This is a genomic window from Agromyces sp. Root1464, from assembly GCF_001427265.1.
In the GTDB taxonomy this organism is placed as follows: domain Bacteria; phylum Actinomycetota; class Actinomycetes; order Actinomycetales; family Microbacteriaceae; genus Agromyces; species Agromyces fucosus.
The window spans coordinates 794,549-818,992 of the sequence record NZ_LMFU01000001.1; the positions used below are offsets into that span (position 1 = coordinate 794,549).

Consider the following 24,444-nt stretch of genomic DNA (forward strand, 5'->3'; position numbering starts at 1 on the left):
GCGCGGTTTCCCTTGAGGTGCGCGTCTCCTGGGTGAAACATGCCCATTCAGGCACGACGCGACTCCCCCGGCCGCACGGATCGATGCCGACGGACACACTCGATGAGGAGTAACGCCATGTCGTGCGATTTCAGCAGGCGCCAGATGCTCGTGCTCGGCGGCATCGGCGGGCTCGCGCTCGCGTTCGGTGCAGCAGCCCCCGGCTGGGCGGCGCCCGCGGCCGGCGGCGTCGTCGGGCAGGCCCTGGCGGCGGGTGCGCGCATTCGCGACCTCGGCCCCGGCGTCGTGCAGTTCCCGCTGATGAGCGGGCTCCTCGTCGGCGACACGATGTACATCGGCTCGCGGAACCTCAGCCCGGCCCGGGTCGTCGGATTCCACCTGCCGACGCGCACGGTGACGAGCCGAACGGACCTGCCATCTGGCTACAGCATCCAGGCGCTCGCCGCCGACCCCGCTCGCAACCGGCTCTTCATCGGCATGCTTCGTGACTCCATGGAGGGCGCGAACGTCTACCAGTGGGACCTCACCCGCCCCGATACCCCTGCCGTCGCGATCGGCGCCACCGGCGACCGCGACGTGCGGGCGTTGGCGGTCGCGCCCGACGGGAAGGTCTACGCGGCCGGCGGCGGCGAACCCACGACGGCGAGCGCGCCGAGCCTCTGGGAACTCGACCCGACGACGAACACCATCACGAGCTGGGGCATCCCGAGCCCGGGCGCGACGATCGCCCAGGCCGTCGCCGCCACCGACACCACCGTGTACTTCGGCACCGGCAGCGTGCTCGCGGGCGGCGGCGGGGCGAGCCTCGCGAAACTGTTCGCCTTCGACCGCGCAACCCGCACGCCCGTCGACGTGCTGCCCGCCGAGTTCGCCGCCGCCGTCTCGGTCACCTCCCTCTCGGTGCTCGACGGCACGCTCGGGGTGGGCCTCAAGGGCCCCGGCAAGTCGGTGCTGCTGAACCTGGCGAACCCGTCGACGTACCAGACCATCGCGCGCACCGGGGTGCTCTTCGCGCAGCAGGGCGACACCGTGTACTTCGCGAAGGACCCCACCGTCTACGCCTACTCGATCACGAAGAAGACGATGACGGCGGTGCAGGACACCGACATCGGCACGCTGTGGGGACTCGGCATCCGTGGGGATCGCCTCGTCGCTGCATCCGGCTACAGCTTCATCGCCGCGATCGACCCGGCGACGCGCACGACCACCACGACCGACCTCGTCGGCGCCGGTGCGCCCGCGGGTCCCCAGACGGCGATGGGCCTCGCCGTCGGCGCCGGCCGCGTCTACGTCGGCGGCACCGGTGCGATCGCCCGCCACGACCTCGACACCGAGGCGGTCACGAACCTGCGCACCCCCGGCGAGCAGAAGGACGGCGTCGTCGTCGACGGCGTGCTCTACTCGGGCCAGTACAACTCGAAGGGACTCTGGTCGTACGACCCGGCGAGCGACGTGGACCCCCACCAGATCGCCTCATTCCCCGCCAACCAGAACCGCCCGCTCGACGTGTGCTGGGATCCCGTGAACCGGCTCGTGCTCATCGCGACCCAGAACGACACCCAGGGCGGCGGCTCCCTGACGGCCTACAACCCGGCGACGCGCACGGCAGCGTCATGGGTGAACCCGATCGACGCCCAGCAGATGGTGCGCGCGGTCACGACCTCGGCCGGCGTCGCCTACCTCGGCGGCGACAACCTCTACCAGACCGGGCCGCGCAGCACGGTCGTCGCGTGGAACCCCGTCACCGGCACCGAGCTGTGGCGCGTCGACACGGGCGTCGGCGCCGGCATCGCCGCGCTCGCGACGGTCGGCGACCGCCTCTTCGGCCTCGCCAGGCACGGCGCCGGCGTGTTCGTCATCGACATCCCGAGCCGCACCGTCGTGCAGACCCTCGATGCGGCCGCCGTCTCCACCGACTTCGGCTCGATGACCGTCAGCCGCGGCCTGGTCTACGCGGCCTCCGACACCACGGTCTTCCGCATCGACCCGCAGACGCTCACGATCACGACCGTCGTGGCGGGCATCGACGGCGGCTGGTACAGCGGCCCGCACATCGAGTCCGACGAGGACGGGCTGCTCTACACGATGCGCGGCCTGAACGTCGTGCAGATCGACGACGGGCCTGCGGTCGAGGTCGCGGCCGTCGCCGAGGCCCGATGCATCGGCTCGAAGGCGTATCTCGCCGTGAAGGTGACGAACGCCGAGCCGGTGCCCGTCTCGGTGAAGGTCGTCACCCCGTACGGCGAGCGCACCTTCGCCGAGGTACTGCCGGGACGGAGCGCCGCGCACACGTTCGCGGTGCGGGCGTCGACCGTGCACGAGGGCGCCGTGACGATCGAGGCGAGCCGGGTCGCCGACGGGTCGACGATCACGCAGAGCCGATCAGTGGCGTATTCGGCGAACTCCTGCGGCTGAGGCGTCAGATGACGCCGAGGGCGAGCATCGCGTCAGCGACCCGCGTGAACCCGGCGATGTTGGCGCCGACCACGTAGTCGCCCGGCACGCCGTACTCGTCGGCGGTCGCCGCCGTGCGCTCGTGGATACCCGCCATGATCTCGGAGAGCCGCTCCTCGGTGTGCTCGAAGCCCCACGAGTCGCGCGAGGCGTTCTGCTGCATCTCGAGGGCGGAGGTCGCGACGCCGCCGGCGTTCGCGGCCTTGCCCGGGCCGAAGAGCACGCCGGCCTCGCGCAGCACGCGGAGCGCGCCGGGAGTCGTCGGCATGTTCGCGCCCTCGGCGACGGCGACGACGCCTGCGGCCACGAGCTTCACGGCCTGCGCCTCGGAGAGCTCGTTCTGCGTCGCGCACGGCAGGGCGACGTCGATGCGCTCGGCGCTCTCGATGTCCCACACGGATGCCCCGGGCAAGAACCTCACCCGGCCCCCGCGCTCATCGGCGTAGACGGAGATGCGCTCGCGGCGCCGTTCCTTGATGTCGCGGAGCAGCTCGAGGTCGACGCCGTCGGGGTCGTGGATCGCGCCGGACGAGTCGGACGCGCCGACGACGATGCCGCCGAGCGCCTGCACCTTCTCGATCGCGTAGACGGCGACGTTGCCCGAGCCGGAGACCAGCACGCGGGCGCCGTCGAGGGAGCGGCCGCGGGTCGCGAGCATGTGCTCGGTGAAGTAGACGGCGCCGTAGCCCGTGGCCTCGGTGCGCACGAGCGAGCCGCCCCACGTCACGCCCTTGCCGGTGAGCACGCCCGACTCGTAGCGGTTGGTGATGCGCTTGTACTGGCCGAACAGGTAGCCGATCTCACGCGCACCGACGCCGATGTCGCCCGCAGGGACATCCGTGTACTCGCCGATGTGCCGGTAGGCCTCCGTCATGAACGACTGGCAGAAGCGCATGATCTCGCCGTCGGAGCGGCCCTTGGGATCGAAGTCGCTGCCGCCCTTGCCGCCGCCGATGGGCATGCCTGTGAGCGCGTTCTTGAAGACCTGCTCGAAGCCGAGGAACTTCACGGTGCCGAGCAGCACGGTCGGGTGGAAGCGCAGGCCGCCCTTGTACGGGCCGAGCGCCGAGTTGAACTGCACGCGGAATCCGCGGTTGATGCGCACCTGGCCGGCGTCGTCGACCCACGGCACCCGGAAGATGATCTGCCGCTCGGGCTCGCAGATGCGCTCGAGGATCGACGCCTGCACGTACTGCGGGTTCTTGTCGAGCACGCGCCCGAGCGAGTCGAACACCTCGCGCACGGCCTGGTGGAACTCGACCTCGCCGGGGTTGCGCCGCAACGTGTCGGCGTAGATGTCTTCGATGGTGCTGCGGTTCGGCAACGCGCGCCCTTCTCTCGAACGGATGCCACGTGGTGCAGGTCGCGCGCGGCCTTTTCCACACTACCCAGTGCCGAGGAAGGGTCCGCGCGTGTGACGTGCGCGGGTTCACCCCCGTCGACCGGGTTTGAGAGGATGGCGGAATGACTGATCGCGACCTCCTCGTGACCGTGCCGGGCCAGGCCCTGCTGACCGCCCTCGGCACGCCGCCCGCGGGAGCCGAGGTTCGCGTCTGGGACCTCACCGGCGAGGCGCCCGCCGATCGCATCGACCTCGTCGTGCCGCCGTACATGGGCGCCTCCGCGCGTCTCGGCGCGCTCGAGGGCGTGGCGACGCAGCTCGTGCAGTCGCAGTCGATCGGCTACGACGACGTGCCGGGCGCACTGCCGCCGGGCCACGTCTATGCCAACGCCGCGAGCGTGCACGAGACCTCGACCGCCGAGCTGACGCTCGCGCTCATCCTCGCTTCGCAGCGCGGGATCCCCGACTTCGTCCGCGCGGCCGGTGAGGGCCGGTGGGCCGCCGCCCGCTACGAGAGCCTCGCCGACCGGCGCGTGCTGCTCATCGGCTACGGCGGCGTCGGCCGGGCCATCGAGGCGCGCCTGGCACCCTTCGAGGTGCACCTGACGCGCGTCGCGAGCCGCGCCCGATCCGACGAGCAGGGCTTCATCCGCGGCATCGACGAGCTGCCGACCCTGCTGCCCGAGTCCGACATCGTGATCGTGGGCGTGCCTCTCTCCGACTCCACGACGGGACTCGTCGACGCCGACTTCCTCGCCGCACTGCCCGACGGCGCCCTGGTCGTGAACATCGCGCGCGGAAAGGTCGCCGACACCGACGCGATCATCGCGGAGGCCGGGTCAGGCCGGCTGCGGTTCGCGCTCGACGTCACCGACCCAGAGCCGCTGCCGGCGGGGCATCCGCTCTTCGCGCTGCCGAACGTGCTCGTCAGCCCGCACGTGGGTGGCGCCTCGACGGCGATGATGCCGCGCATGGCGCGGCTCCTGCGAGAGCAGATCGAGCGGATGCTGCGCGGCGACGCTCCCCTGAACGTCGTCTACCGCAGCTGATCCCGACCCCGACTTCCCGCCGGTCGGCCGTTCGGCCCCGGCAGCCAATCCCACCGAGAGGACCCTCATGCCCCGTTTCGACGACGCCCTAGACTGGACGCGACGCCACGTCGACAGCGGGGCGCTCCCGACCGCCGTGCTGGGCATCGCCACGAGCGAGGGCGTGGTCGCACTCGAGGCGTTCGGCACCGAACGCGGGCGCGCGGCATCCGTCGACGACCTCTATCCGCTCTTCTCGGTGACGAAGCCGCTCGTCGGCCTCGCCGCCCTGCGCCTCGTCGAGCGCGGTCGGCTCACGCCCGACACGCCCCTCTCGAGCGCCCTGCCCGAGTTCGGGGAAGGGCGCGACGACGTCGTGCGGCTGCGGCACCTCGTGAGCCACAGCTCGGGCATCTCCGAGCCGCCGATGGACCAGGGCGGACTGCGCGCATCGCTCGTCGCACCGGGCCGCGACTTCGAGGCCGGCACGGCGACGCGGTACTCGACCCTCGCCTTCGACGGCGTCGCCGCGATGATCGAGCACGCCGGAGGCGAACCCTGGTTCGACGCCGTCACCGCCGTGGCGGCACGAGCCGGCGCCACGGGCTTCACGCTCGACCCCGACGCGTCGCCGCACGAGGTCGTCGACGCTGCCGCGCAGGGCCTCGACTACCCGCGCTTCGCGGCGCTCGGGCACCCCGGTGCCGGCGTACTCGGGCGCGCGAGCGACCTGCTGGCCATCGGCAGCGCACTGCTCCGCGGCGACGGTTCGCTCATCGCCCCCGCCACCGTCGAGGCGATGCTTCGCCCGCTGACCGTCGGCATGACGAAGCTCGAGCCCTACCCCGCCTCGCGCGGCCAGGACTGGGGCTTCACCTGGAACCTGCGCAACGCCGCGCCGAGCCTCCTGGTCCGCGACGCGTACGGCCACGGCGGATGGGGCGGATGCGAGTTCTGGATCACGCCGTCGCAGGGCGTCTGCTTCGTGCTGCTCACCAACGTCGGCGGCGGGGTGCGGCGTCTCGGCGTCGAGGCCGACGAGCTGCACAACGCGGTGGTCGCGGGGGCCTGAGGCGTCCGCGACTATTCGCTGACGCTGCCGACGGGCTGCACCTCCGCATACCCCTCGAGCACGCCCTGGATGCGCGCCATCGCGGCGGCGTCGAACCCTCCGTCGCCGGTGACCGCCTGCCAGCCGTCGAGCACCACGTCGCCGTAGTTGTGTCCGTGGCTGGCGGGCACGCTCTCGCCCATGAACATGTCGATGACGACCTGCAACGCGGTCACGGCGGGGATCCAGCGCATCGAGTCGCTGACCTCGTCGGCACGCTCCTCGGGGGTCAGCCAGTCCGGCTCCGCCCAGATCAGCTCGAGCCCGAGCCAGGTGACGGGATCGTTCGCGTGCTGCAGGTACGCGACGCGCGGCGCCTCCCACTCGGGTCCGAGTGCGTGGAAGTCACCGGGTACCGAGAGCCAGCGCACCTCGCGGCCGCCGTCGACGACGGGCTGCCACTGCGGACTGCCGGCGTCGCGCCCCTCGGTGAGTTCCCGCCACATCGTGGCACCGTTCGGGCTGCCGACGAGGAGCGCGCCGTCGGCGTTCGCACGCAGGTCGTCCAGGCCGTCGAACGCCTCCTGCGTCCCATGCGCGCCGAGGCTCAGGCCGTAGACCACGAGCTGCGGGCGACTCGCTTCGGGCAGGGTCTCCCACTTCGCCCGCACGGCCTCGAACAGGGCGACGGATGACGCGACCGGCGCATCGGGGTCGAAGACGAACGACACCCAGCTCGGCGTGTACGCGTACTGCATCGACACGATCGCGGTGTCGCCGCCGTGAAGGTACTCGACGGCGTCGACGGCCTGAGGCTCCAGCCACCCGGAGCCGGTCGTCGTGGCGACGACGAGCACGTCGCGATCGAACGCGCCGGTGCGCTCCAGTTCGCGCACCGCGATGGCGGCACGTTCCTCGACGGTCGGCGCGTTCGCCTGCCCGACGTAGACGCGCACGGGCTCGAGCGCCGGCTCGCCGGTGAGCTCCTCGATGTCGGCGGCCTTCGGACCGCCTCCGAGGAAGGCGGTGCCGTGCCGCCCCACGAGATCCCATTCGACCTCGGAATCGGGCCCCGCCGACCGGAAGGCGCTCATCGGCTCGGTGACCCACGGGGCCGCAGGGCCGTTGTTCGCGAGGTAGAGCCGGTCGAGGCCGAACATCACGACCGAGACGAGGACAACGGTCGAGGCGACGACGATCGCCACCGCGGCAGTCACGCCCCAGCCGTGCCCGAGTCGGGCGGACAACCGCCTGCCGAGTCGTCGCTCGGCGCGGGCGAGGGCGATGCCGATGAGGACGACCGGCACGAACCCGACGGCGAACAGCAGGCCGTCGAAGCCGTCGATCTCCGGCAGCTCGACCGTTCGGCGAACCTCGTTCTGCCACCCGACCGAGGCGAATGCCAGCACGATCGCGAGCACCACGGCGACACCGAGATACGCCCACCAGGCGACGCGGCGGTGTTCGGGCTTCGGACGCCAGCGCACGAAGCGGCGCACCAGCCACCACACGCCGACTCCGACGCCGTAGCCGATGAGGAACGCGAACGCGGTGATGATCCCCTGGAAGAGCGCCGGGCGCGGCAGCAGCGACGGGGTCATCGACAACGCGGCGATGAGCAGACCGACGAGGGCGCCGCCCGGGTCGAGCCTCCACCAGCGAGCGTGCACGCCGACCCCCGTCCGCCGTCGCGATCGAGCGACGTCACCGCATCATTCCACGACGACGGTCCGGAGCGCCGCGAACGCTGCACTTCACCGGCCGTGTCGCCGCGACCGCGGCGGATGCCTCCGCGCCCCGGCCGCCTCAGGCCGAGGCGCGGGCGAGTGCCGCGAGCTCCTCATCGGTCAGTTCGAGCTGGATCGACGCGAGGAGGTCGCCCAACTGCTCGACGGTACGCGCGCTGGCGATGGGGGCGACGACGGTCGGCTGCTGACGGAGCCACGCGAGCGACACGGAGGCGACGGATGCCCCGTGGGCCGCCGCGACCTCGTCGAGCACCGAGAGCACTCGGGTACCGCGTTCGCCGAGGTAGGGCGCCGCGCCACCGGCGCGAACGCTCGCGCCCTCGGCGGTGACATCCGCCGCGGTGCGGTACTTGCCGGCGAGGAAGCCCTTCGCGAGCGAGAAGTAGGGGAAGACCGCGAGCCCCTCGCGTTCGGCGCGCTCGCGCAGGCCGTTTGACTCGAAATCCCGCTCGACGAGGTTGTAGTGCGGCTGCAGGGCGACCGCGCGGTGCAGTCCGTTCGCCTCGGTCACCCGGAACCACTCGTCGATGCGCTCGGGCGTGTAGTTCGAGATGCCGATCGCACGCACCTTGCCGGCGTCCACGAGCGCAGAGAAGGCCCCCACGGTCTCCTCGAGCGTCACGTCGGCATCGTCGAAGTGGGCGTAGTAGAGGTCGATCACATCGGTGCCGAGGCGCTGGAGCGAGGCATCCGCCGCCGCCTGGATGTTCGCGGCCGAGAGACCCGTGAACTCGGGGTGTGTGCTCACCTTGGTGGCGATGACGACGTCATCGCGCGCATCGCGTGACGCGATCCACTCGCCGATGAGGCGCTCGCTGTCACCACCCGTGTTCCCGGGCACCCAGGCCGAGTACCCGTCGGCGGTGTCGAGGAAGTTCCCGCCGCCGGCGGTGAACGCGTCGAGCACGGCGAACGTCGCGTCGCGGTCGGCGGTCCAGCCGAAGACGTTCGTGCCGAGCGACAGGGGCGCGATCTCGAGGTCGGAAGCGCCGATGCGGACGCGGTCGGCGATCTGGGCGGGTTCGGTCATGCGGGCTCCTCGGAAGGTTCGGACGATGGGTGGGCGGCGGTCCGGGACTCGCTGGTGGGCGAACGCCTGCGACCGACATCCGAAGCCAACCGCACCGAGTCGGCGGGTGTTCCCGGATTCGCCGAGATCACCGCATGCGACGCGGGACTCAGCCGGAGACCCGCGCCGAGACCTGCCACGCGCCGCGGCGCACCGCACGCTCGAGCTGCGCCGACCGGGCGGCGAAGTCCTTCGCCTGCACCGAGACCGAGACCGCTCCGACGGTGCGGCCCGCAGCCGATCGCACCGGCGCCGCGATGCACGCGAGCTTCGGCAGGTACTCCTCGATCTCGACGGCGAGCTGCTGGGCCCGGATCTCGTCGAGCTGGTCGTTCAGCGCCGCGGCATCCGTGATGCTCGACGCGGTGAGGCGCGTCGGCGAGTGCCGCTCGAGGAACCGGGCGACCCCTGCATCGTCGCGGGAGGCCAGCATGAGCTTGCCGAACGCGGTCGCGTGCGACGCCTCGGAGAAGCCCACGTGCAGCTGCCCGATGCGGGGGTGCGCCGCCGAGTCCTCAATGTGCGCCACGGCGATGTCGTCGCCCCGGAAGACCGTGAGGTACGCGGGTGCGCCGACCGCGTCGTGCATCGCGCGCAACACCTGTCGCACCGGGTCGGTCGCGACGAGCTGGTACTGCAGTGCGCGGCCGAGCTGGTCGACCGTGCGGCCGAGGATGTAGCGGTGCTCCCCCGACTGGCGCGCGAGGTAGTCCTGGCGGTGCAGGGTCGCGAGCAGGCGGTAGGTCGTCGACTGCCCGAGGCCGAGCCGCTTGGCGATCTCGGCGGCGGTCAGGCCGGTGGGCGCCGCGCCGACGAGCTCGAGGATGCGCAGGACGCGCTCGGCCGACTGGATGCCCGCGCCGCCATGACGCTCCTCTGCGCTCATGCCCCGATGCTACGCCGGGCCCGGGGCCCGCGATACGGGCCGGCCGCGGCGAGCGCGGCGGATCCAGGGGCGTTTCGCACATAGTGCGAACGAGGTGTGACACCGGCGGATCGGCGGGCGCAGACTCAGCCCGTCGACGCAGACGCGGCGGCCCGCCCGAGTCGCCGACCCGCGGCATCCGTACAGCGAAGTACACACCCCGGAGGTACCCCTCATGACCAAGATCCTCATCATCACCGGCGACGCCGCAGAGACGCTCGAGGTGCTCTACCCCTACGAGCGCCTGAAGGAGGAGGGATTCGAGGTGCACATCGGCGCGCCCGAGGTTCGCAAGCTGCAGTTCGTCGTGCACGACTTCGTCGACGGCTTCGACACGTACACCGAGAAGCTCGGCCACACCTGGCCCGCGGATGTCGCGCTCGCCGACGTCGACCCGTCCGACTACGCCGCGATCGTCATCCCCGGCGGCCGCGCGCCCGAGTACCTGCGCAACAACGAGGACGCGAAGCGCATCGTGCGTCACTTCTTCGCGACGGATGCCCCGGTGGCGGCCACCTGTCACGGACCCCTGCTGCTCGCGGCGGCCGGGGTGCTCGCCGGACGCACCTCGTCGATCTACCCCGAGCTGGCGATCGACGTCGAGGTCGTGGGCGGCGTCTTCGAGAACGGCGGCGGCGTGGTCGACGGCAATCTCGTCACCTCGCGCGCCTGGCCCGACAACGGCACGTGGATGAAGGCGTTCCTCGGCGTGCTCGACGCCGCGGGGGTCCGGGCCGAGAGCGCGCTCGCCGCGGCATCCGCCTGACACCGTCCCGGGGGTGCCTTCGGGTCTCGCACAGCCCGCGGGCGTAGCATCGAAGGCACACCCCCGATGGAAGGTCTTCATGCCCATCTCGGCAGAACCCCGCGTGGCCCTGTACTTCGATTTCGACAACATCGTCATCTCGCGCTACGACCAACTGCACGGCGACCCCGGCTCGCGCAGGGTCAGCGCGTACCGCAAGGACACCTCGACGAGCAAGGCACCCGCCGCCGGATCGGAGACGGCGAAGAAGCTCGCCGAGGCGACGGTCGACGTCGACGCCGTGCTCGACTTCGCCGCGACGTTCGGCACGATCGCGATCGCCCGCGCCTACGCCGACTGGTCGACGCCCGTCAACGCGAGCTACCGCGGCCAGCTCATCGACCGAGCCGTCGACCTCGTGCAGCTCTTCCCGCTCTCGGCGACGAAGAACGGCGCCGACATCCGCCTCGCGGTCGACGCCGTGGAAGACATGTTCCGCATCGACGACCTCACCCACATCGTGATCGTCGCCGGCGACTCCGACTACGTCGCCCTCGCCCAGAAGGCGAAACGCCTCGGCCGCTACGTCGTCGGCATCGGCGTCGCGGGCGGCACGAGCCGCGCGCTCACCGCGGCGTGCGACGAGTACGCCGACTACGACACCCTGCTCGCGACGGATGCCGCGGTCGCCGAAGACGAGGCAGCGGATGCCGCGGCGCACGCAGCACCCGAGGCAGCCGCCGCCCCACCGGCGACGGGCCGCCGGTCGCGGGCGAAGTCCGCCGCACCAGAGGCGACGAACGCTGCGGCGACCGAAGCGCCGACGGAGCAGGTCGCGGAGACGGCCCCCGCGCCGAACCGACGGCGCCGCGCCACGTCGAAGTCCGTCGCGGAGGCGGCGGGCACGTCGGCAGTCGAGAAGCCCGAGACGAACGAGGCGCCCGAACCGCCCGCGAAGCGCGCGTCGGCCCGGGCCCTGCAGTTCGTCGCACCGACCGACCACGCGCCGGCCGACGAACCCGCCGGCGGCAGCCCCCGCAACCCCAGCCGCCTGCTGCTCAAGGCGCTCGAACTGCTCCACGCGAAGAACGACGAGGAGTGGCAGTCGTCGAGCACGGTGAAGAACCAGATGATGCGCATGGATCCGAGCTTCCAGGAGCGCCGCCTCGGCTTCGCCTCGTTCACCGAGTTCCTGAAGTCGCGTGGCGGCGTGGTCGAGCTCGACGAGACCGGCCGCGGCCGCGTGCGGCTCCGACCGACGAAGGACTGACCCCGCGGCATCCGCTCACTGCCGTTCACCGACACCGTTCAGGCCCGGGGAGAAGACTGGGGGTGTCCGGCGTACTGGACGCCGGAGTCGAACGGGAGGGTGCCATGAAGGCGGTGCAGTATCGGACCATCGGCGGATCACCGGAGGTCGTCGAGATCAAGGTTCCGGAGCCCGGACCGGGCGAGGTGCGGTTGAAGGTGACCGCCGCCGGCGCCTGCCACTCCGACAGCTTCGTGATGGGCCTGACCGAGGAGCAGTACACCTACGGCCTGCCGCTCACGCTCGGTCATGAGGGCGCCGGCATCGTCGACAAGCTCGGCGACGGCGTCACGGGCGTCGCGATCGGCGACTCGGTCGCGGTCTACGGGCCCCAGGGCTGCGGGCGCTGCTACCAGTGCGCTCAGGGCAAGGAGAACTATTGCGAGCGCGCCGCCGAGCTCGGCATCGCTCCTCCCGGCCTCGGATCGCCCGGGGCGATGGCCGAGTACATGATCGTGCGGAGCGATCGGCACCTGCTGCCGCTCGGCGACCTCGACCCCGTGCAGAACGTCGCACTCACCGACGCGGGGCTCACGCCGTACCACGCGATCAAGATGTCGCTGCCGAAGCTCGTGCCCGGCTCGACCGCCGTCGTGATCGGCGCCGGCGGGCTCGGTCACGTCGCGATCCAGATCCTGCGGGCGATCACCCCGTCGACGGTCATCGCGCTCGACCTCGGCGAGGAGAAGCTCGCGCTCGCCCGCGAGGTCGGGGCCCACCACGCCTTCGCCTCCGATGCCGAGGCCGCAGAGCGGATCCGCGAGGCCACGGGCGGACGCCCCGTGACCGCGGTGTTCGACTTCGTCGCGATCCAGCCCACCATCGATCTCGGCCGCAGCGTGGCCGGCGTCGAGAGCGACCACGTGATCGTCGGGGTCGGCGCCGGGATGCTGCCGGTCGGCATGCTCGGCGCACCCTACGACTCGACCGTGCGCGCGCCCTACTGGGGATCCCGCGCCGAGTTGTTCGAGGTGTTCGACCTGGCCCGCGCCGGGCTCGTGAAGGTCGAGACCGAGGTGTTCCCGATCGACGAGGCGCCCGAGGCCTACCGACGCCTGCACGACGGCACGCTGCGCGGGCGCGCGATCATCGTTCCGTAGCGCGTCCGCGCCGAACTCGACCCGACCTGTGGTCTGACCACACATGCTACTGTGGTCAGACCACAGGCACGGGAGAGGACGATCGGCATGGGCGCTGAGACATCCGATGCACCGCGCGCCTGGCGCACCGTGCTTGAGCACGTCGAGACGCAACTGCTCGAGGGCGCCCTGCGCCCCGGCGATCGCCTGCCCGGCGAGCGCGCCCTCTCCGCCGAACTCGGCGTCGGCCGCTCGAGCGTCCGCGAGGCCCTGCGCGTGCTCGAGGTGCTCGGACTCATCCGAACCTCCGCGGGCTCGGGCCCGACGTCGGGCGCCATCATCATCGCGACGCCCGGCGGCGGCATGTCGGCCCTCATGCGCCTGCAGGTCGCGGCGAGCGGCTTCCCCGTCGCCGACATCGTGCGCACGCGCCTCATCCTCGAGAGCTCGGTCGCCGGAGACCTCGCCGAGGCCACGGCACCCGACCTCGCCCCCGCCGAACTCCTGCTCGACGCGATGGACTCCCCCGACCTCGCACCGACCGAGTTCCTCGCGCTCGACGCCGCCTTCCACCTCGCCCTCGCCGAGGCCTCGGGCAACCAGGTGATCACCGCGACGATGGCCGGCCTCCGCAGCGGCATCGAGGGGTACGCCCTCGAGGGCGTCGCCGCGATCGCCGACTGGCACGCGACATCCGCTCGCCTGCGGGCCGAGCACCGCGGCATCGTCGACGCCATCCAGCGAGCGGATGCCGCGTCCGCACGAACCCGTACCCACGACCACATCTCGGGCTACTACGCCGAGACATTCGTCGACACCTCACCGAGGTGACGCGGACCGACCTTCCGCCCCATCGCGAAGGTCGATCCGCGTCACCTCACCCGGCCCCCAGAAAGAGAGCAGCACCGACATGGTCCAGCGCCAGTTCCCGAACCCCAAGGAGCTCGCCGAGCTCATGCGCTTCAAGGCGCCGACGCTGAACGCGAAGCAGCGCCGCCTCGACAAGGCGCTGACGATCTCCGACCTCCGCGACATCGCGAAGCGCCGCACGCCGAAGGCGCCGTTCGACTACACCGAGGGCGCCGCCGAGGGCGAGATCTCGCTCGCCCGCGCGCGCCAGGCGTTCGAGGACATCGAGTTCCACCCGGCGATCCTGCGCAACGTCCCCGTGGTCGACATGAGCCGTGAGGTGCTCGGCGGCCCGACCGCCATGCCGTTCGGCATCGCACCCACGGGCTTCACGCGCATGATGCAGACCGAGGGCGAGACCGCGGGTGCCGGCGCCGCGGGAGCAGCCGGCATCCCCTTCACCCTCTCGACCATGGGCACGACCTCGATCGAAGACGTGAAGGCCGCGAACCCGAACGGCCGCAACTGGTTCCAGCTCTACGTGATGCGCGACCGCGAGAAGTCCTACGAGCTCGTGCGTCGCGCGGCCGCCGCGGGCTTCGACACCCTCTTCTTCACGGTCGACACCCCGGTCGCGGGCGCTCGCCTGCGCGACACGCGCAACGGCTTCTCGATCCCGCCGCAGCTCACGCCCGCGACCGTCGTCAACGCGATCCCCCGCCCCGAGTGGTGGATCAACTTCCTCACGACCCCGAAGCTCGAGTTCGCCTCGCTCTCCTCGACCGGCGGCACCGTCGGCGAGCTCATCGACGGCATGTTCGACCCCACCATCTCGTTCGAGGACCTCGAGACGATCCGCGCCATGTGGCCCGGCAAGATCGTCGTCAAGGGCGTGCAGACCGTGCAGGACGCGCAGATCCTCGCCGGCAAGGGCGTCGACGGCATCGTGCTCTCCAACCACGGCGGCCGCCAGCTCGACCGCGCGCCGATCCCCTTCCACCTCCTGCCGCATGTCGTGCGCGAGGTCGGCTCCGACATGGAGGTGCACCTCGACACCGGCATCATGTCGGGCGCCGACATCGTGGCATCCGTCGCCCTCGGCGCCCGCTTCACCCTCATCGGCCGCGCCTACCTCTACGGCCTCATGGCCGGCGGACGCGAGGGCGTCGACAAGACGATCTCGATCCTCTCGACGCAGATCGCCCGGACGATGAAGCTGCTCGAGGTGTCGACGCTCGACGAGCTCGGCCCGCAGCACGTCACGCAGCTGTCGCGCTTCACGGCGCTGCCGAAGCCGATGACGGATGCCGCGGAGCAGGCCGTTGCTGCGAAGCCGAAGACGGTGCGCGCGCCCCGTGCCGCCGGTTCGGCGGCGAAGTCGACCACGAAGTCCGCCGCCGCCAAGTCGGCGACTGCCGCGAAGCCCGCGACCGTCAAGAAGTAGCGCGGCCGGCCGCCGACGAGCCGTGCGCTCGTCGGCGGTTCGCCGCCTGCCGCCTGTCCTGCCGCCGGTCCTGTCGTCGTTCGTCGTCGGTCGGCGTCGTCACAGCGGCGACGATCGTTCCCCGCGCCACCGTCTTGGCCATCTTCTGCGCCTGCTTCGCCTGTGCGCGACGCCGCTTGATCAGTCTCGCCCTGGCCTCGGCCCGCTCGTCGGCGTCCAGCAGCCCCGCCAACGGCGGCTGCTTGTCTCCACGGCGCAGACCGCTGATGCGGGTGGCGCGCTCGAGCCCGGCGACTGCGGAGTCCGCGCGTCGTGCTGCGCGGCGCGGGTCGGCCCGGCGTTCGGCCTCGGCGGCTCTCCGGGCGGCCCTCGCCTCGGCGACGGCCCGTTCGAGCCATGCCCGCTGGGTGCCCTTGGGCAGCTCCTTCGCGAGACGTCGCACCTCGGACTCCGCCCGCTTCGACTGCGCGATCGCGCGCTTCGCCGTGGCGCGCTCGGCTCGCGTGGCTGCGGCCATCGATCAGCCCTCGTCGATCAGGCTCAGGAGCCGGTTGGCTGCGTCGCGGATCTCGTCGTGGTCGTACTGGCCGGCGCGACTCTCGAGCGAGATCACACCGCAGCGGTGCACCTTGCGGAAGTCGCCATACGGGAACGAATACGCCTCCTTCGTCTCCTCGTCGGCCTCGTCGTCGATGCCGAGGTGCCAGTGGCGGAACTCGGTCCACCCCTCGCGTTCGATGAACGCGTTCTCCTCGTCGGCCGTGGGGGCGTCCTCGCTCCAGGCATCGCGTTCGTCGCGCACCACGTCGCCGTCGCGCACGAGCGATCGCGCGTGGCGCAGCGCCGTCTCATTCAGTCGGATCGCCATCGTCGCGTTCCTCCTCTCCGCCCGCGCGGCTGACGCGGACACGTTCCGGTCTACGCGAGGCGCGGGGGCCGCGACAAGGGGTTGCGGATCGCGTCCGAGCGAGTGCAGCACGGGATCGGAGGAACCAGACGAGCATGAGCAGGGAGGAGACGACGTAGAAGGAGTGCAGGAACCAGATCGGACCGAACGGCAGGCTGAACACGTACGCGGAGTACACCGCATTGCCGACGTTCGTGATCGCGAGGTTGCCGAGGCTGTACGACGCGAGGTCCTTCGTGCGCACGGCCTTCGCCAGCATGGGCACGTAGCTCATGGCGAAGAGGCCGGTCGAGACGACGCCGGCGAATACGGCGAGATCCATGGAAGCGACGGTACGGATCGCGCCCATACGCCCGCATCGGGAGAATCCCCCATCCCGGTGCGCGAATCCGCTCCACTCCATCAGGGCGTGCTCGTAGGCGCACGAGTCACGCCGAGATGACGCGTGTCGTCGCTTCACGAACCCGATGGCGACAACTCGCGTCATCTCGACCGTGTCCGTGCCCACCGAGTGAGCCCGCGCGAGCGCCCACCCTATGATGAGCGCGGGGAATCGATGAGCGCAGGGGGTCGCATGTCCGATGGTGCTGGCGAGACCACGCCCGACGCCGGCAAGCGGGGCCTGCCCGCACCGATACGCCGCTACTTCGCGCGCTTCGGCACGCGCCGCACGGTGCTCGCCGACGCCCGCGCCGGTCTCGTGCTCGGCATCGAGAGCATCCCCGACGGGCTCGCATCGGGCGTCCTCGCCGGGGTGAATCCGGTCTACGGGCTCTACGGCTACCTCTTCGGCACGCTCGGCGGCGCCCTCGCGACCGGGTCGGTCTTCATGTCGGTGCAGGCGACCGGCGCGATGTCGGTCATGATCGCCGACGTGCCCGCGGTCGTCGACTCCGACCGCCAGGGGGTCGCGGTCGCGACGCTCGCCCTGCTCACCGGCATCATCATGCTCGGCCTCGGGCTCGCACGCCTCGGCTCGCTCGTGCGCTTCATCCCGACGGCGGTGCTCGTCGGATTCGTCAACGCCGTGGCCGTGAACATCGTGCTCGGCCAGCTCTCGAACCTCACCGGCTACGAGGGCGAGGGCCCGAACCGGATCATGCGCAGCCTCGACATCCTGCTGCACCTCCCCTCGATCCACTGGCAGAGCCTCCTGCTCGGCGTGGTCACCGCGGCACTCATCCTCGTGCTCGAGCGGACCTTCCTCGGACCGCTCTCGCTCGTCGTCGCGGTCGCCGCTGCGTCAGCACTGACCCTCATCCCCTGGTTCGGCGGCGTGGCGATCGTCGGCGACATCACCGAGGTGCCGAACGCCGTGCCGATGCCGGCCCTGCCCGACTTCGCGCTGACCGCCGAACTCCTCATCCCGGCGCTGTCCCTGGCACTCGTCGGCCTCGTGCAGGGGGCCGCGATCTCCGGGGCCACGCCGAACCCCGACGGCCGCTACCCCGACCCGTCTGCGGACTTCCGCGGCCAGGGCGTCGCCAACCTCGCGAGCGGACTCTTCCAGGGCCTGCCGGTGGGCGGCTCGATGTCGGCGACCGCGATCGTCCGCGCGGCCGGCGCGAAGAGCGCGCTGGCGAACGTGTTCACCGCGGTCGTGATGGTGATCGGCATCCTCGCGCTCGGCGGTGTGATCTCGCAGGTCGCAATGCCCGCCCTCGCCGCGCTCCTCATCCTCGTCGGCGTGCGCACCTTCAAGCCGCGCGACCTCGCGATGGTGTGGCGCACGGGGCGCATCCAGGCGAGCGTGCTCGGCGTCACCTTCGTGCTCACCCTCATCGTGCCGCTGCAGTACGCGGTGCTCGTGGGCGTCGGCCTCGCGGTCGTGCTGCACGTCGCCCGGCAGTCGAACCGCGTCGTCGTGCGCCGCTGGGTCTACGACGCGTCGAGTCCGCACCCCGTCGAGACCGAGCCGCCGGACCGCGTCGAGGCGGGTGAGATCGTCGTGCTCGTGCCGTACGGCAGCCTGTTCTTCGCCGCGGCGCCCATCTTCGCCGCGCAGCTTCCCGAGGTGCCCGATCGCTGCGAGCGCGCCGCGGTGGTGCTTCGCCTCCGCGGCACCGACGAGCTCGGCGCGACCTTCATCCGCGTCGTCACGCGCTACGCCGAGCAGCTGCGCGCCGCCGGAGGGACGCTCGTCCTCGTCGGGCTCAGCCCCCGCGTGATGAACCAGCTCGAGACGACCGGGGCGATCGACACGATCGGACGCGACCGCGTGTTCCCCGCGACGCCGCGCATCGGGGATTCGCTCGACGCAGGGCTCGCGTCGGCACGCGCCTTCGCCGGCGAGCCCGGGACGTCCGACACATCCGGCGCATCGGGCGACGCCCGCTGACTACTCGAGGTTCAGTGTCGCGACGACCGCGAGGTGGTCGCCGCCGCCGACCTGCGTCGTCGTGTTCGAGACGACCTCCATGCCGCGCTGGAACACGTGGTCGAGGCGAACGACGGGAGCGACGGCCGGCCAGGTGAAGCCGAAGCCGCCGCCCGTCTGGTTCGCCTCCGTGAGCTGGGCGGTGACGTCGCGGAGCGCCCGGTCCGACGAGCCCGCGTTGAAGTCGCCGATCGCGACGACGCGGGCGTTCTCATCGCGCGCCAGGTGCTCGCCGAGATTCGCGAGCATGACGTCGCGTTCGCCACTCGCCGCCGGCCGAGCGGATGCCGCGTGCACGACGTAGATGCTCACCGGCCCGCTCGGCGTCTCGAGGTCGGCGGCGAGCCCGCGCTTCCAGCCGAGGCCGAGATCGAGCATCTGGGCGTTCTCGATCGGGAACACGCTCCAGACGCCGACCGTGCCGACGCCGTAGCGATGCGGGTAGACCTCGTCGAGCACCGAGCCGGCCGCCTCGCGCGACTCGGCGTCCATCTCCTGCAGCGCGACCACGTCGGCGCCGGTGGCCGCCAGCGCCGCGGCGGAGTCGGCGGCCGTGCCGGAGCCGGCCTCGACGTTCTGGCTCGCCACCGTGAGCTGGGAGTCCGTCGCCGAAGCGGCCGTCCACGAGAGCGGGACGACCGACGGCACGAACACGAGGCACCAGACGACAGCGGCAAGCACGACCGTGGCGATCGCGGCACGGCTTCGCGCGACGAACGCGCCGACGAGGAGCAGCGGCACGACGAGCCCGAGCCACGGGAGCGCCGTGTCGACGATGAGGCCGAGGCCCGCGACATCCGGTACGAGGGCATGGAACACGAGCACGAGTGCGAGGGCGGCACCGAGCAGCGCCGTGAACCGGGCGAGTCCCACCCGACGGCGTCGGGCCGGCTGAGGCCTCGCGGGGCCGCCGGCGGCGAGCTCGGGTGGCGCGATCACGGTCATCGGACCATCCTCGCCGCCGTGTCTGTGCGATTGCCCATCACCCCTGCCGGAGACGGCGAACGCGGGGAGACGACGAACGGCCGCCCCTCGCGAGGGACGGCCGTTCGTTCCGCTGCGGTCGACTACGCCTGCTGCGAGTTCGACAGGTCGATCAGCTGCTGGATCTGCTCGGGCGTCACGGGAACGCCCGGGAAGCCGGCGAGCTTGCCGACCGGGAACGACGCCATCATCTTGTCGAGGCCGCCCTCGTCGAAGATGTCGGTGTCGGCCATGCCCGACGCGAACGAGCCCATCGCCTGCATGACGATCGGCCCGGCGATCGGGTCGGCCGCGAGCTCGGCGATCGACGACTCGAGCGAGAGCGGGATCCGCACCTGCTCGCCCTCGACCTCGACGACGGCGCTCAGACGGATGTCGCGGCTCGACGCGCCGACCTCGACGCTGTAGGCGCCGGGCTCGACGATCCAGCGGTCGACGCGGATGTCCCAGTACGCGAGGTCCTCGCCCCGAACGGCGATCTCGACCTGGCGCGACTCACCGACCTCGAGGGCGACGTTGGCGAAGGCCTTGATCTCGCGCGGGGCGCGCTGCACGCCCGAGGCGGCGAGGCCCGTGTAGACCTGCACGACCTCGCGGCCGGCGCGGTCGCCGGTGTTCGTCACCGTGACGCGTACCGTGATCCCCGATGCATCCGCTGCCACCGACAGGTCGGAGTAGCCGAAGGTCGTGTACGACAGGCCGTGGCCGAACGGGTAGCGCACCTCGGCGTCGCGCGCGTCGTACCAGCGGTAGCCCACGAAGAGGCCCTCGCCGTAGCGCACGTGACCGAAGTCGCCCGGGAAGTTCAGGTACGCGGGGGTGTCCGAGAGCTTCAGCGGGATGGTCTCGGCGAGACGACCCGAGGGGTTGACGGCGCCGTAGAGCACGTCGGCGATGGCGGAGCCGCCCGCCTGGCCGCCGAGCCAGCCCTCGAGGATCGCGGGCACGTCACCCGCGAACGGCAGTTCGACGACACCGCCGTTGGCGAGCACGACGACGGTGCGCGGGTTCGCCGCGACGACGGCCGCGAGCAGCGCGAGCTGCTCCGCCGGCAGGTGCAGGTCGTCGCGGTCGAAGCCCTCGGACTCGTAGGAACCCGGCAGGCCGAGGAACAGCACGACGACGTCCTTTGAGGCGGCGAGCTCGACGGCGGGGGCGACGAGGGCGGCACCGTCGGAGCCGTCGGTCGTGAAGCCGGCGGCGAAGGCCACATTCGACTCACCCGCGTACTCGGTGATGGCGTCGAGCGCGTTGTCGAGCTTCGTGGGGTTGATGAGCGAGGAGCCGGCGCCCTGGTAGCGCGGCTTCTCGGCGAACGCGCCGATGACGGCGACCGAGGTCGCGGCGCCGAGCGGCAGGATCGCATCGTCGTTCTTCAGCAGCACCGCACCGCGGCCGGCGGCCTCGCGAGCGAGGGCGTGGTGCGCGTCGACGTCGTAGGCGGCGTCGGATGCACCGGCGACGGCCTTCTGCACGAGCTCGACGACGCGGCGTGCGCCGAGGTCGAGCGCCGACTCGTCGAGCGAGCCGTCGGCGACGGCCGCGAGGAGTGCAGCCGCCGAGCGGCCGTCCGACGACGGCATCTCGAGGTCGAGACCGGCGGGCAGGCCCACGACACGGTCGTTGACGGCTCCCCAGTCGCTGACGACGAGACCCTCGAAGCCCCAGTCGTCGCGCAGCACCGTGTTCAGCAGCCACGGGTCCTCGCTCGTGTAGACGCCGTTCAGGCGGTTGTACGAGCACATGACGGTCCACGGCTGCGCATCTTCGACGACACGCTGGAAGCCGCGCAGGTAGATCTCGCGCAGCGGCCGCGGGTCCACGTCGCTCGACGAGCTCATGCGCTCGTGCTCCTGGTTGTTCGCCGCGAAGTGCTTGAGCGATCCGCCGACGCCCTGCGACTGCAGGCCGTTCACGAGGGCGGCGCCGAGCACGCCCGAGACGATCGGGTCCTCGGAGAGGTACTCGAAGTTGCGGCCGCACAGGGGCGAGCGCTTGATGTTGACGCCCGGGCCGAGCAGCACGCCGACGCCTTCGGCGCGCGCCTCCTCGCCGAGAGCCGTGCCGACGCGCTCGAGCAGCTCGGGGTCGAACGTCGAGCCGAGCGCCACGGCGGGCGGGAAGCACGTGGCCGGCACGCTGTCGCCGATGCCGAGGTGGTCGGCGCTGCCCTTCTGCAGGCGCACGCCGTGCGGGCCGTCGGTGAGCACGATCGCGGGGATGCCGGCGCGCTCGATGCCCTGCGTCGTCCAGAAGCTCGCGCCGCTCGTGAGCGACGCCTTCTCCTCGAGCGTGAGCTCCGCCACGATGTCGGCGGCGGGGGCGTCGAGGCCGGTTCCGGTGCCGGTGGTGTTCAGGGTGTCCGTCATGATGCTCCTTCTGTAGCCGGTGCTTCGATACGCCGCCGGAAGAGTGGTTTTCCGTAGTCCTTCTGCAGCAGGGTCGCGAAGGCCCACCACAGGATGAGCGTCGCCGAGGCTCCGCCGATGATGCCGAACAGCGCGTCCGAGAACCAGTGCGCGTTGATCAGCGTGCGCTGCCAGATCATGCCGACCACGAGCAGCGCGCCGATGATCCACCACACGAGTCGCTTCGTGGGCGGGAACAGGGCGGCGACCGCGACGAGCAGGATGCCCGTGCTCACGGCGTGCCCAGAGGGGAACGAGCCGTGGTCGACCTCGAACAGCGGCCCGTAGAGGCCGTTCGCGAGGTCGTCGGCCGGGCGGGGCCGGTCGACGAGGTTCTTGGTGAGCTGCGACACGCCGAAGTTGCCCACGAGCTCGGCGGCGAGGAAGAACAGCGCCGACCGCCAGCGGCGGATCACGAAGAGCCAGACCGGGATGAGCAGCAGCGTCAGCACCGCACCCGGGATCTGCCCGAGGTGCTGGAACAGCATCGGCAGCGCCCAGGTCTCTCCGCCCGTGCCCGGCTCGAGTCCGGCGAGGGCGCGCCATGCGTCGTCGATGGCCTGCGTGAACGGGCTCTCGGGGTTCGCGGCCACGGCGAGGCCGAAGGCTGCGAAGAGCGCCATGCCGACGAGACCGGTCACGAGCAACGAGCGAGGCCGACGAATTGCGGATGCCCCCGGCTCACCCGCCACGGGCGGCGTCACGACGGCCGAGGCCGAAGGGGCGGCGGCATCCGACATCACTTCACCGCCTTGATCGGCCAGACGGCGAACGCGCCGATGATCGAGAGCACGATCGCGACGGGGAACAGTGCGGCGTAGCCCATCGATATCACGATCGCGCCGGCGACGCCGGGCGCCAGGGTCTGCGGCAGGGTCGCCGCGATGTTCACGACGCCGAGGTCCTTCGCGAAGGACTTCGCCGACGGCAGCACCTCGCTCATGAGCGCGGTGTCGACGGCCTGGAACATGCCGAAGCCGAGGCCGGAGATGAAGGTCATGATCATCCAGGCGGTGATGTCGGGCCAGACCCACGGCAACAGGAACGCGACACCGGTGACGACCGAGGAGGCGAAGACGAAGATCTTGCGGCGGCCGAGCTTGTCGGAGAGCGGGCCCGAGACGGCGGTCGCGATCAGGATGCCGGCGAGGCTGATGAGGCCGAGCATCGGGATGACCTCGCCCGGCTTCTCGACCCCGAAGTAGTCGGTGAGCAGGAAGAACTGGAAGCCGGTCACTGCGAAGTAGCCCGTGTAGAGCAGCAGCCGGCCCGTGAAGGCCCAGAAGAAGTCGGGGTGCTTGATCGGGTTGACCCAGAAGGTGCGGAGGAAGTCGCCGAGCTTGAACGGCTCGCGTTCGATCTCCTTCGAGGAGTAGTCGGGGTTGAAGACGATGAACAGCGTGAGGATGACGAGCGAGAACACCGCGAAGGTCACATAACCGGCCGTGATGCTGCCGAGGAACATCGATCCGACGATCTGGCCGCCGATGGCACCGACCATGAGGCCGATGCCCGAGAGCGCGGCGAACGTACCTCGGCGGTTGAGGGGAACGCGGTCGGGCATGACGGCGCTGAGCGGGCCCTGCGCGATGTTGTAGGTGATCTGCACGAGGCTCCACGCGATGATGACGCCGACGAGGCTGTCCGCGAACGCGAGGCCGATGAGGGCGAGGCCGCCCGCGAGCGAGCCGAGGAAGATCCACGGCGCACGACGGCCGAACCGCGAGCGCGTGCGGTCGGAGATCTGGCCGGCGATCGGCTGCGCGAGCATGGAGCAGAAGGCGCCGATCGTCGCGACGATCGTGAGGTTCGCAACCTTGTCTGCCTCGCCGAACTGCGCGGCGATCTGGGCGGGCAGGAGGATGCCGGGAATGGCACCCCAGATCAGGAAGATGCCGAAGTTCGCGGGGATGATCCAGCCGAGGAGGCGGCGGACGCCCTTGATCGGGGTGGGCGGGTCTTCGTTGCCGGCGGCCTCTTCGAAGAAGGCGAGGGCCTCCTCGGGTTCGTCGAGGCGTGGGTCGGCTGCAGGCTGGGGGGTCGACGCCGTTGTCATGTGCGGTCCTTTCAGAGCCTCGACAGCGAGGCGGGGTGGCAAAACCATACATCGCTCGGTTTTCAACCGCAAGCGACTACCATTCACGTATGGCACGCAGAGGTTCATATGCGAAAGGCGTCGCGAAGCGCGAGGAGATCCTCACCACGGCGCTCGACGTCATCGCACGCAACGGCTACCGGCGCACGAGCGTGCGCGAGCTGGCCGACGCCGTGGGTCTCAGCCAGGCCGGCCTGCTCCACTACTTCTCGTCGAAGGAGGAGCTCTTCCAGGAGATCCTCCGCAAGCGCGACGAGGTCGACACAGAGATGTTCGACTTCGACTCGGAGCAGCCGATCGGGGCCTTCTTCGACGTGATCCGGCACAACAGCGAGGTCCCCGGCCTGGTCCAGCTCTACGCCCAGCTCTCGACCGAGGCGGGCGACCCCGAACACCCGTCCCACGAGTACTTCGTCGAGCGCTATGCGGCGTTCCGTGGCATGTTCGGCGGCATGCTGCGCGACGAGCAGGCCGCCGGCCGACTCGACGCCGATCTCGACCTCGACCGCATCGGCAACCTCTTCCTCGCGGCTGCCGACGGCCTGCAGACGCAGTGGATGCTCGACCCCTCGATCGACATGGCCGAGCATGTCGCCTACCTCTGGCAGCTCATCACGCGCAAGGCCTGAG

21 protein-coding genes are annotated in these 24,444 nt (G+C 71.1%); 10 read left to right on the top strand and 11 right to left on the bottom strand.

All coding sequences use genetic code 11. The features are described 5' to 3' along the window. Nucleotides 1-117: 117 nt before the first annotated feature. Nucleotides 118-2,415 (top strand): PQQ-binding-like beta-propeller repeat protein, encoded by a 2,298-nt coding sequence (locus tag ASD23_RS03635; protein WP_157376998.1) that lies wholly within the window; start codon nucleotides 118-120, stop codon nucleotides 2,413-2,415. Nucleotides 2,416-2,419: 4 nt separating this feature from the next. Here ASD23_RS03635 and gdhA read toward each other — a convergent pair whose 3' ends face one another. After that, a complete protein-coding gene (gdhA, locus tag ASD23_RS03640; protein WP_056006337.1) occupies nucleotides 2,420-3,778 on the bottom strand; it encodes an NADP-specific glutamate dehydrogenase in 1,359 nt (452 codons plus the stop codon). 140 nt (nucleotides 3,779-3,918) lie between these two features. Here gdhA and ASD23_RS03645 point away from each other — a divergent pair, with 140 nt between their 5' ends. Beyond that, entirely contained in the window at nucleotides 3,919-4,845 is a 927-nt protein-coding gene (locus tag ASD23_RS03645; RefSeq protein ID WP_056006339.1) for a 2-hydroxyacid dehydrogenase, read from the top strand. 67 nt (nucleotides 4,846-4,912) lie between these two features. Continuing rightward, complete coding sequence (locus ASD23_RS03650; protein ID WP_056006342.1) at nucleotides 4,913-5,896, top strand: serine hydrolase domain-containing protein; 984 nt, start codon at nucleotides 4,913-4,915, stop codon at nucleotides 5,894-5,896. Between the two features lie 11 nt (nucleotides 5,897-5,907). On the opposite strand, the gene ASD23_RS03655 is transcribed toward ASD23_RS03650, so the two are convergent. The 3 genes from ASD23_RS03655 to ASD23_RS03665 form a co-directional block, all read right to left on the bottom strand. Continuing rightward, entirely contained in the window at nucleotides 5,908-7,545 is a 1,638-nt protein-coding gene (locus tag ASD23_RS03655) for an alpha/beta hydrolase (protein ID WP_056006345.1), read from the bottom strand. 136 nt (nucleotides 7,546-7,681) lie between these two features. Beyond that, nucleotides 7,682-8,653, bottom strand: a complete 972-nt coding sequence (locus tag ASD23_RS03660) for an aldo/keto reductase (RefSeq protein WP_056006348.1) — start codon at nucleotides 8,651-8,653, stop codon at nucleotides 7,682-7,684. Between the two features lie 148 nt (nucleotides 8,654-8,801). Next, nucleotides 8,802-9,578 (bottom strand): IclR family transcriptional regulator, encoded by a 777-nt coding sequence (locus ASD23_RS03665; protein ID WP_056006351.1) that lies wholly within the window; start codon nucleotides 9,576-9,578, stop codon nucleotides 8,802-8,804. 214 nt (nucleotides 9,579-9,792) lie between these two features. On the opposite strand from ASD23_RS03665, the gene ASD23_RS03670 reads away from it, so the two are divergent. From ASD23_RS03670 to ASD23_RS03690, 5 genes are all read left to right on the top strand, one after another. Beyond that, nucleotides 9,793-10,383 carry a DJ-1/PfpI family protein gene (locus ASD23_RS03670; protein WP_056006354.1) on the top strand — a complete coding sequence of 197 codons (591 nt, stop codon included), beginning with the start codon at nucleotides 9,793-9,795 and terminating at the stop codon, nucleotides 10,381-10,383. A gap of 79 nt (nucleotides 10,384-10,462) precedes the next feature. Further along, the gene (locus tag ASD23_RS03675) at nucleotides 10,463-11,632 is read left to right on the top strand and encodes an NYN domain-containing protein (protein WP_082571156.1); all 1,170 of its coding nucleotides are present in this window, start codon (nucleotides 10,463-10,465) and stop codon (nucleotides 11,630-11,632) included. A gap of 104 nt (nucleotides 11,633-11,736) precedes the next feature. Further along, the gene (locus tag ASD23_RS03680) at nucleotides 11,737-12,771 is read left to right on the top strand and encodes an NAD(P)-dependent alcohol dehydrogenase (RefSeq protein ID WP_056006356.1); all 1,035 of its coding nucleotides are present in this window, start codon (nucleotides 11,737-11,739) and stop codon (nucleotides 12,769-12,771) included. A gap of 87 nt (nucleotides 12,772-12,858) precedes the next feature. Then, nucleotides 12,859-13,581, top strand: a complete 723-nt coding sequence (locus tag ASD23_RS03685; RefSeq protein ID WP_056006359.1) for a FadR/GntR family transcriptional regulator — start codon at nucleotides 12,859-12,861, stop codon at nucleotides 13,579-13,581. Between the two features lie 79 nt (nucleotides 13,582-13,660). After that, on the top strand, nucleotides 13,661-15,043 hold the full coding sequence (locus ASD23_RS03690) for an alpha-hydroxy acid oxidase (RefSeq protein WP_056006362.1): 1,383 nt from the start codon (nucleotides 13,661-13,663) through the stop codon (nucleotides 15,041-15,043). Here ASD23_RS03690 and ASD23_RS03695 read toward each other — a convergent pair. Genes ASD23_RS03695 through ASD23_RS03705 form a run of 3 tightly spaced genes read right to left on the bottom strand, consistent with a single transcriptional unit; the run spans nucleotide 15,033 to nucleotide 16,272 of the window. Beyond that, nucleotides 15,033-15,560 carry a hypothetical protein gene (locus tag ASD23_RS03695; RefSeq protein WP_056006365.1) on the bottom strand — a complete coding sequence of 176 codons (528 nt, stop codon included), beginning with the start codon at nucleotides 15,558-15,560 and terminating at the stop codon, nucleotides 15,033-15,035. The genes ASD23_RS03690 and ASD23_RS03695 overlap by 11 nt on opposite strands. 3 nt (nucleotides 15,561-15,563) lie before the next feature. Further along, nucleotides 15,564-15,911 (bottom strand): hypothetical protein, encoded by a 348-nt coding sequence (locus tag ASD23_RS03700; protein WP_056006368.1) that lies wholly within the window; start codon nucleotides 15,909-15,911, stop codon nucleotides 15,564-15,566. Continuing rightward, complete coding sequence (locus tag ASD23_RS03705; protein ID WP_199470624.1) at nucleotides 15,892-16,272, bottom strand: hypothetical protein; 381 nt, start codon at nucleotides 16,270-16,272, stop codon at nucleotides 15,892-15,894. The genes ASD23_RS03700 and ASD23_RS03705 overlap by 20 nt, the downstream gene beginning before the upstream one ends. Before the next feature lie 252 nt (nucleotides 16,273-16,524). On the opposite strand from ASD23_RS03705, the gene ASD23_RS03710 reads away from it, so the two are divergent. Next, nucleotides 16,525-18,288 (top strand): SulP family inorganic anion transporter, encoded by a 1,764-nt coding sequence (locus ASD23_RS03710; protein ID WP_082571157.1) that lies wholly within the window; start codon nucleotides 16,525-16,527, stop codon nucleotides 18,286-18,288. Here ASD23_RS03710 and ASD23_RS03715 read toward each other — a convergent pair whose 3' ends face one another. The 4 genes from ASD23_RS03715 to ASD23_RS03730 form a co-directional block, all read right to left on the bottom strand. Continuing rightward, nucleotides 18,289-19,272, bottom strand: a complete 984-nt coding sequence (locus ASD23_RS03715; RefSeq protein ID WP_056006371.1) for an endonuclease/exonuclease/phosphatase family protein — start codon at nucleotides 19,270-19,272, stop codon at nucleotides 18,289-18,291. Between the two features lie 122 nt (nucleotides 19,273-19,394). Continuing rightward, complete coding sequence (locus ASD23_RS03720; protein WP_056006374.1) at nucleotides 19,395-21,680, bottom strand: glycoside hydrolase family 3 C-terminal domain-containing protein; 2,286 nt, start codon at nucleotides 21,678-21,680, stop codon at nucleotides 19,395-19,397. Continuing rightward, the gene (locus tag ASD23_RS03725; RefSeq protein WP_056006377.1) at nucleotides 21,677-22,459 is read right to left on the bottom strand and encodes a phosphatase PAP2 family protein; all 783 of its coding nucleotides are present in this window, start codon (nucleotides 22,457-22,459) and stop codon (nucleotides 21,677-21,679) included. Before ASD23_RS03725 ends, ASD23_RS03720 begins: the two co-directional genes overlap by 4 nt. Next, entirely contained in the window at nucleotides 22,459-23,775 is a 1,317-nt protein-coding gene (locus tag ASD23_RS03730; protein WP_056006380.1) for an MFS transporter, read from the bottom strand. Before ASD23_RS03730 ends, ASD23_RS03725 begins: the two co-directional genes overlap by 1 nt. Before the next feature lie 89 nt (nucleotides 23,776-23,864). Between ASD23_RS03730 and ASD23_RS03735 the strand changes: the two genes are divergently transcribed. Beyond that, entirely contained in the window at nucleotides 23,865-24,443 is a 579-nt protein-coding gene (locus ASD23_RS03735) for a TetR/AcrR family transcriptional regulator (protein ID WP_056006383.1), read from the top strand. Nucleotide 24,444: the final 1 nt, after the last annotated feature.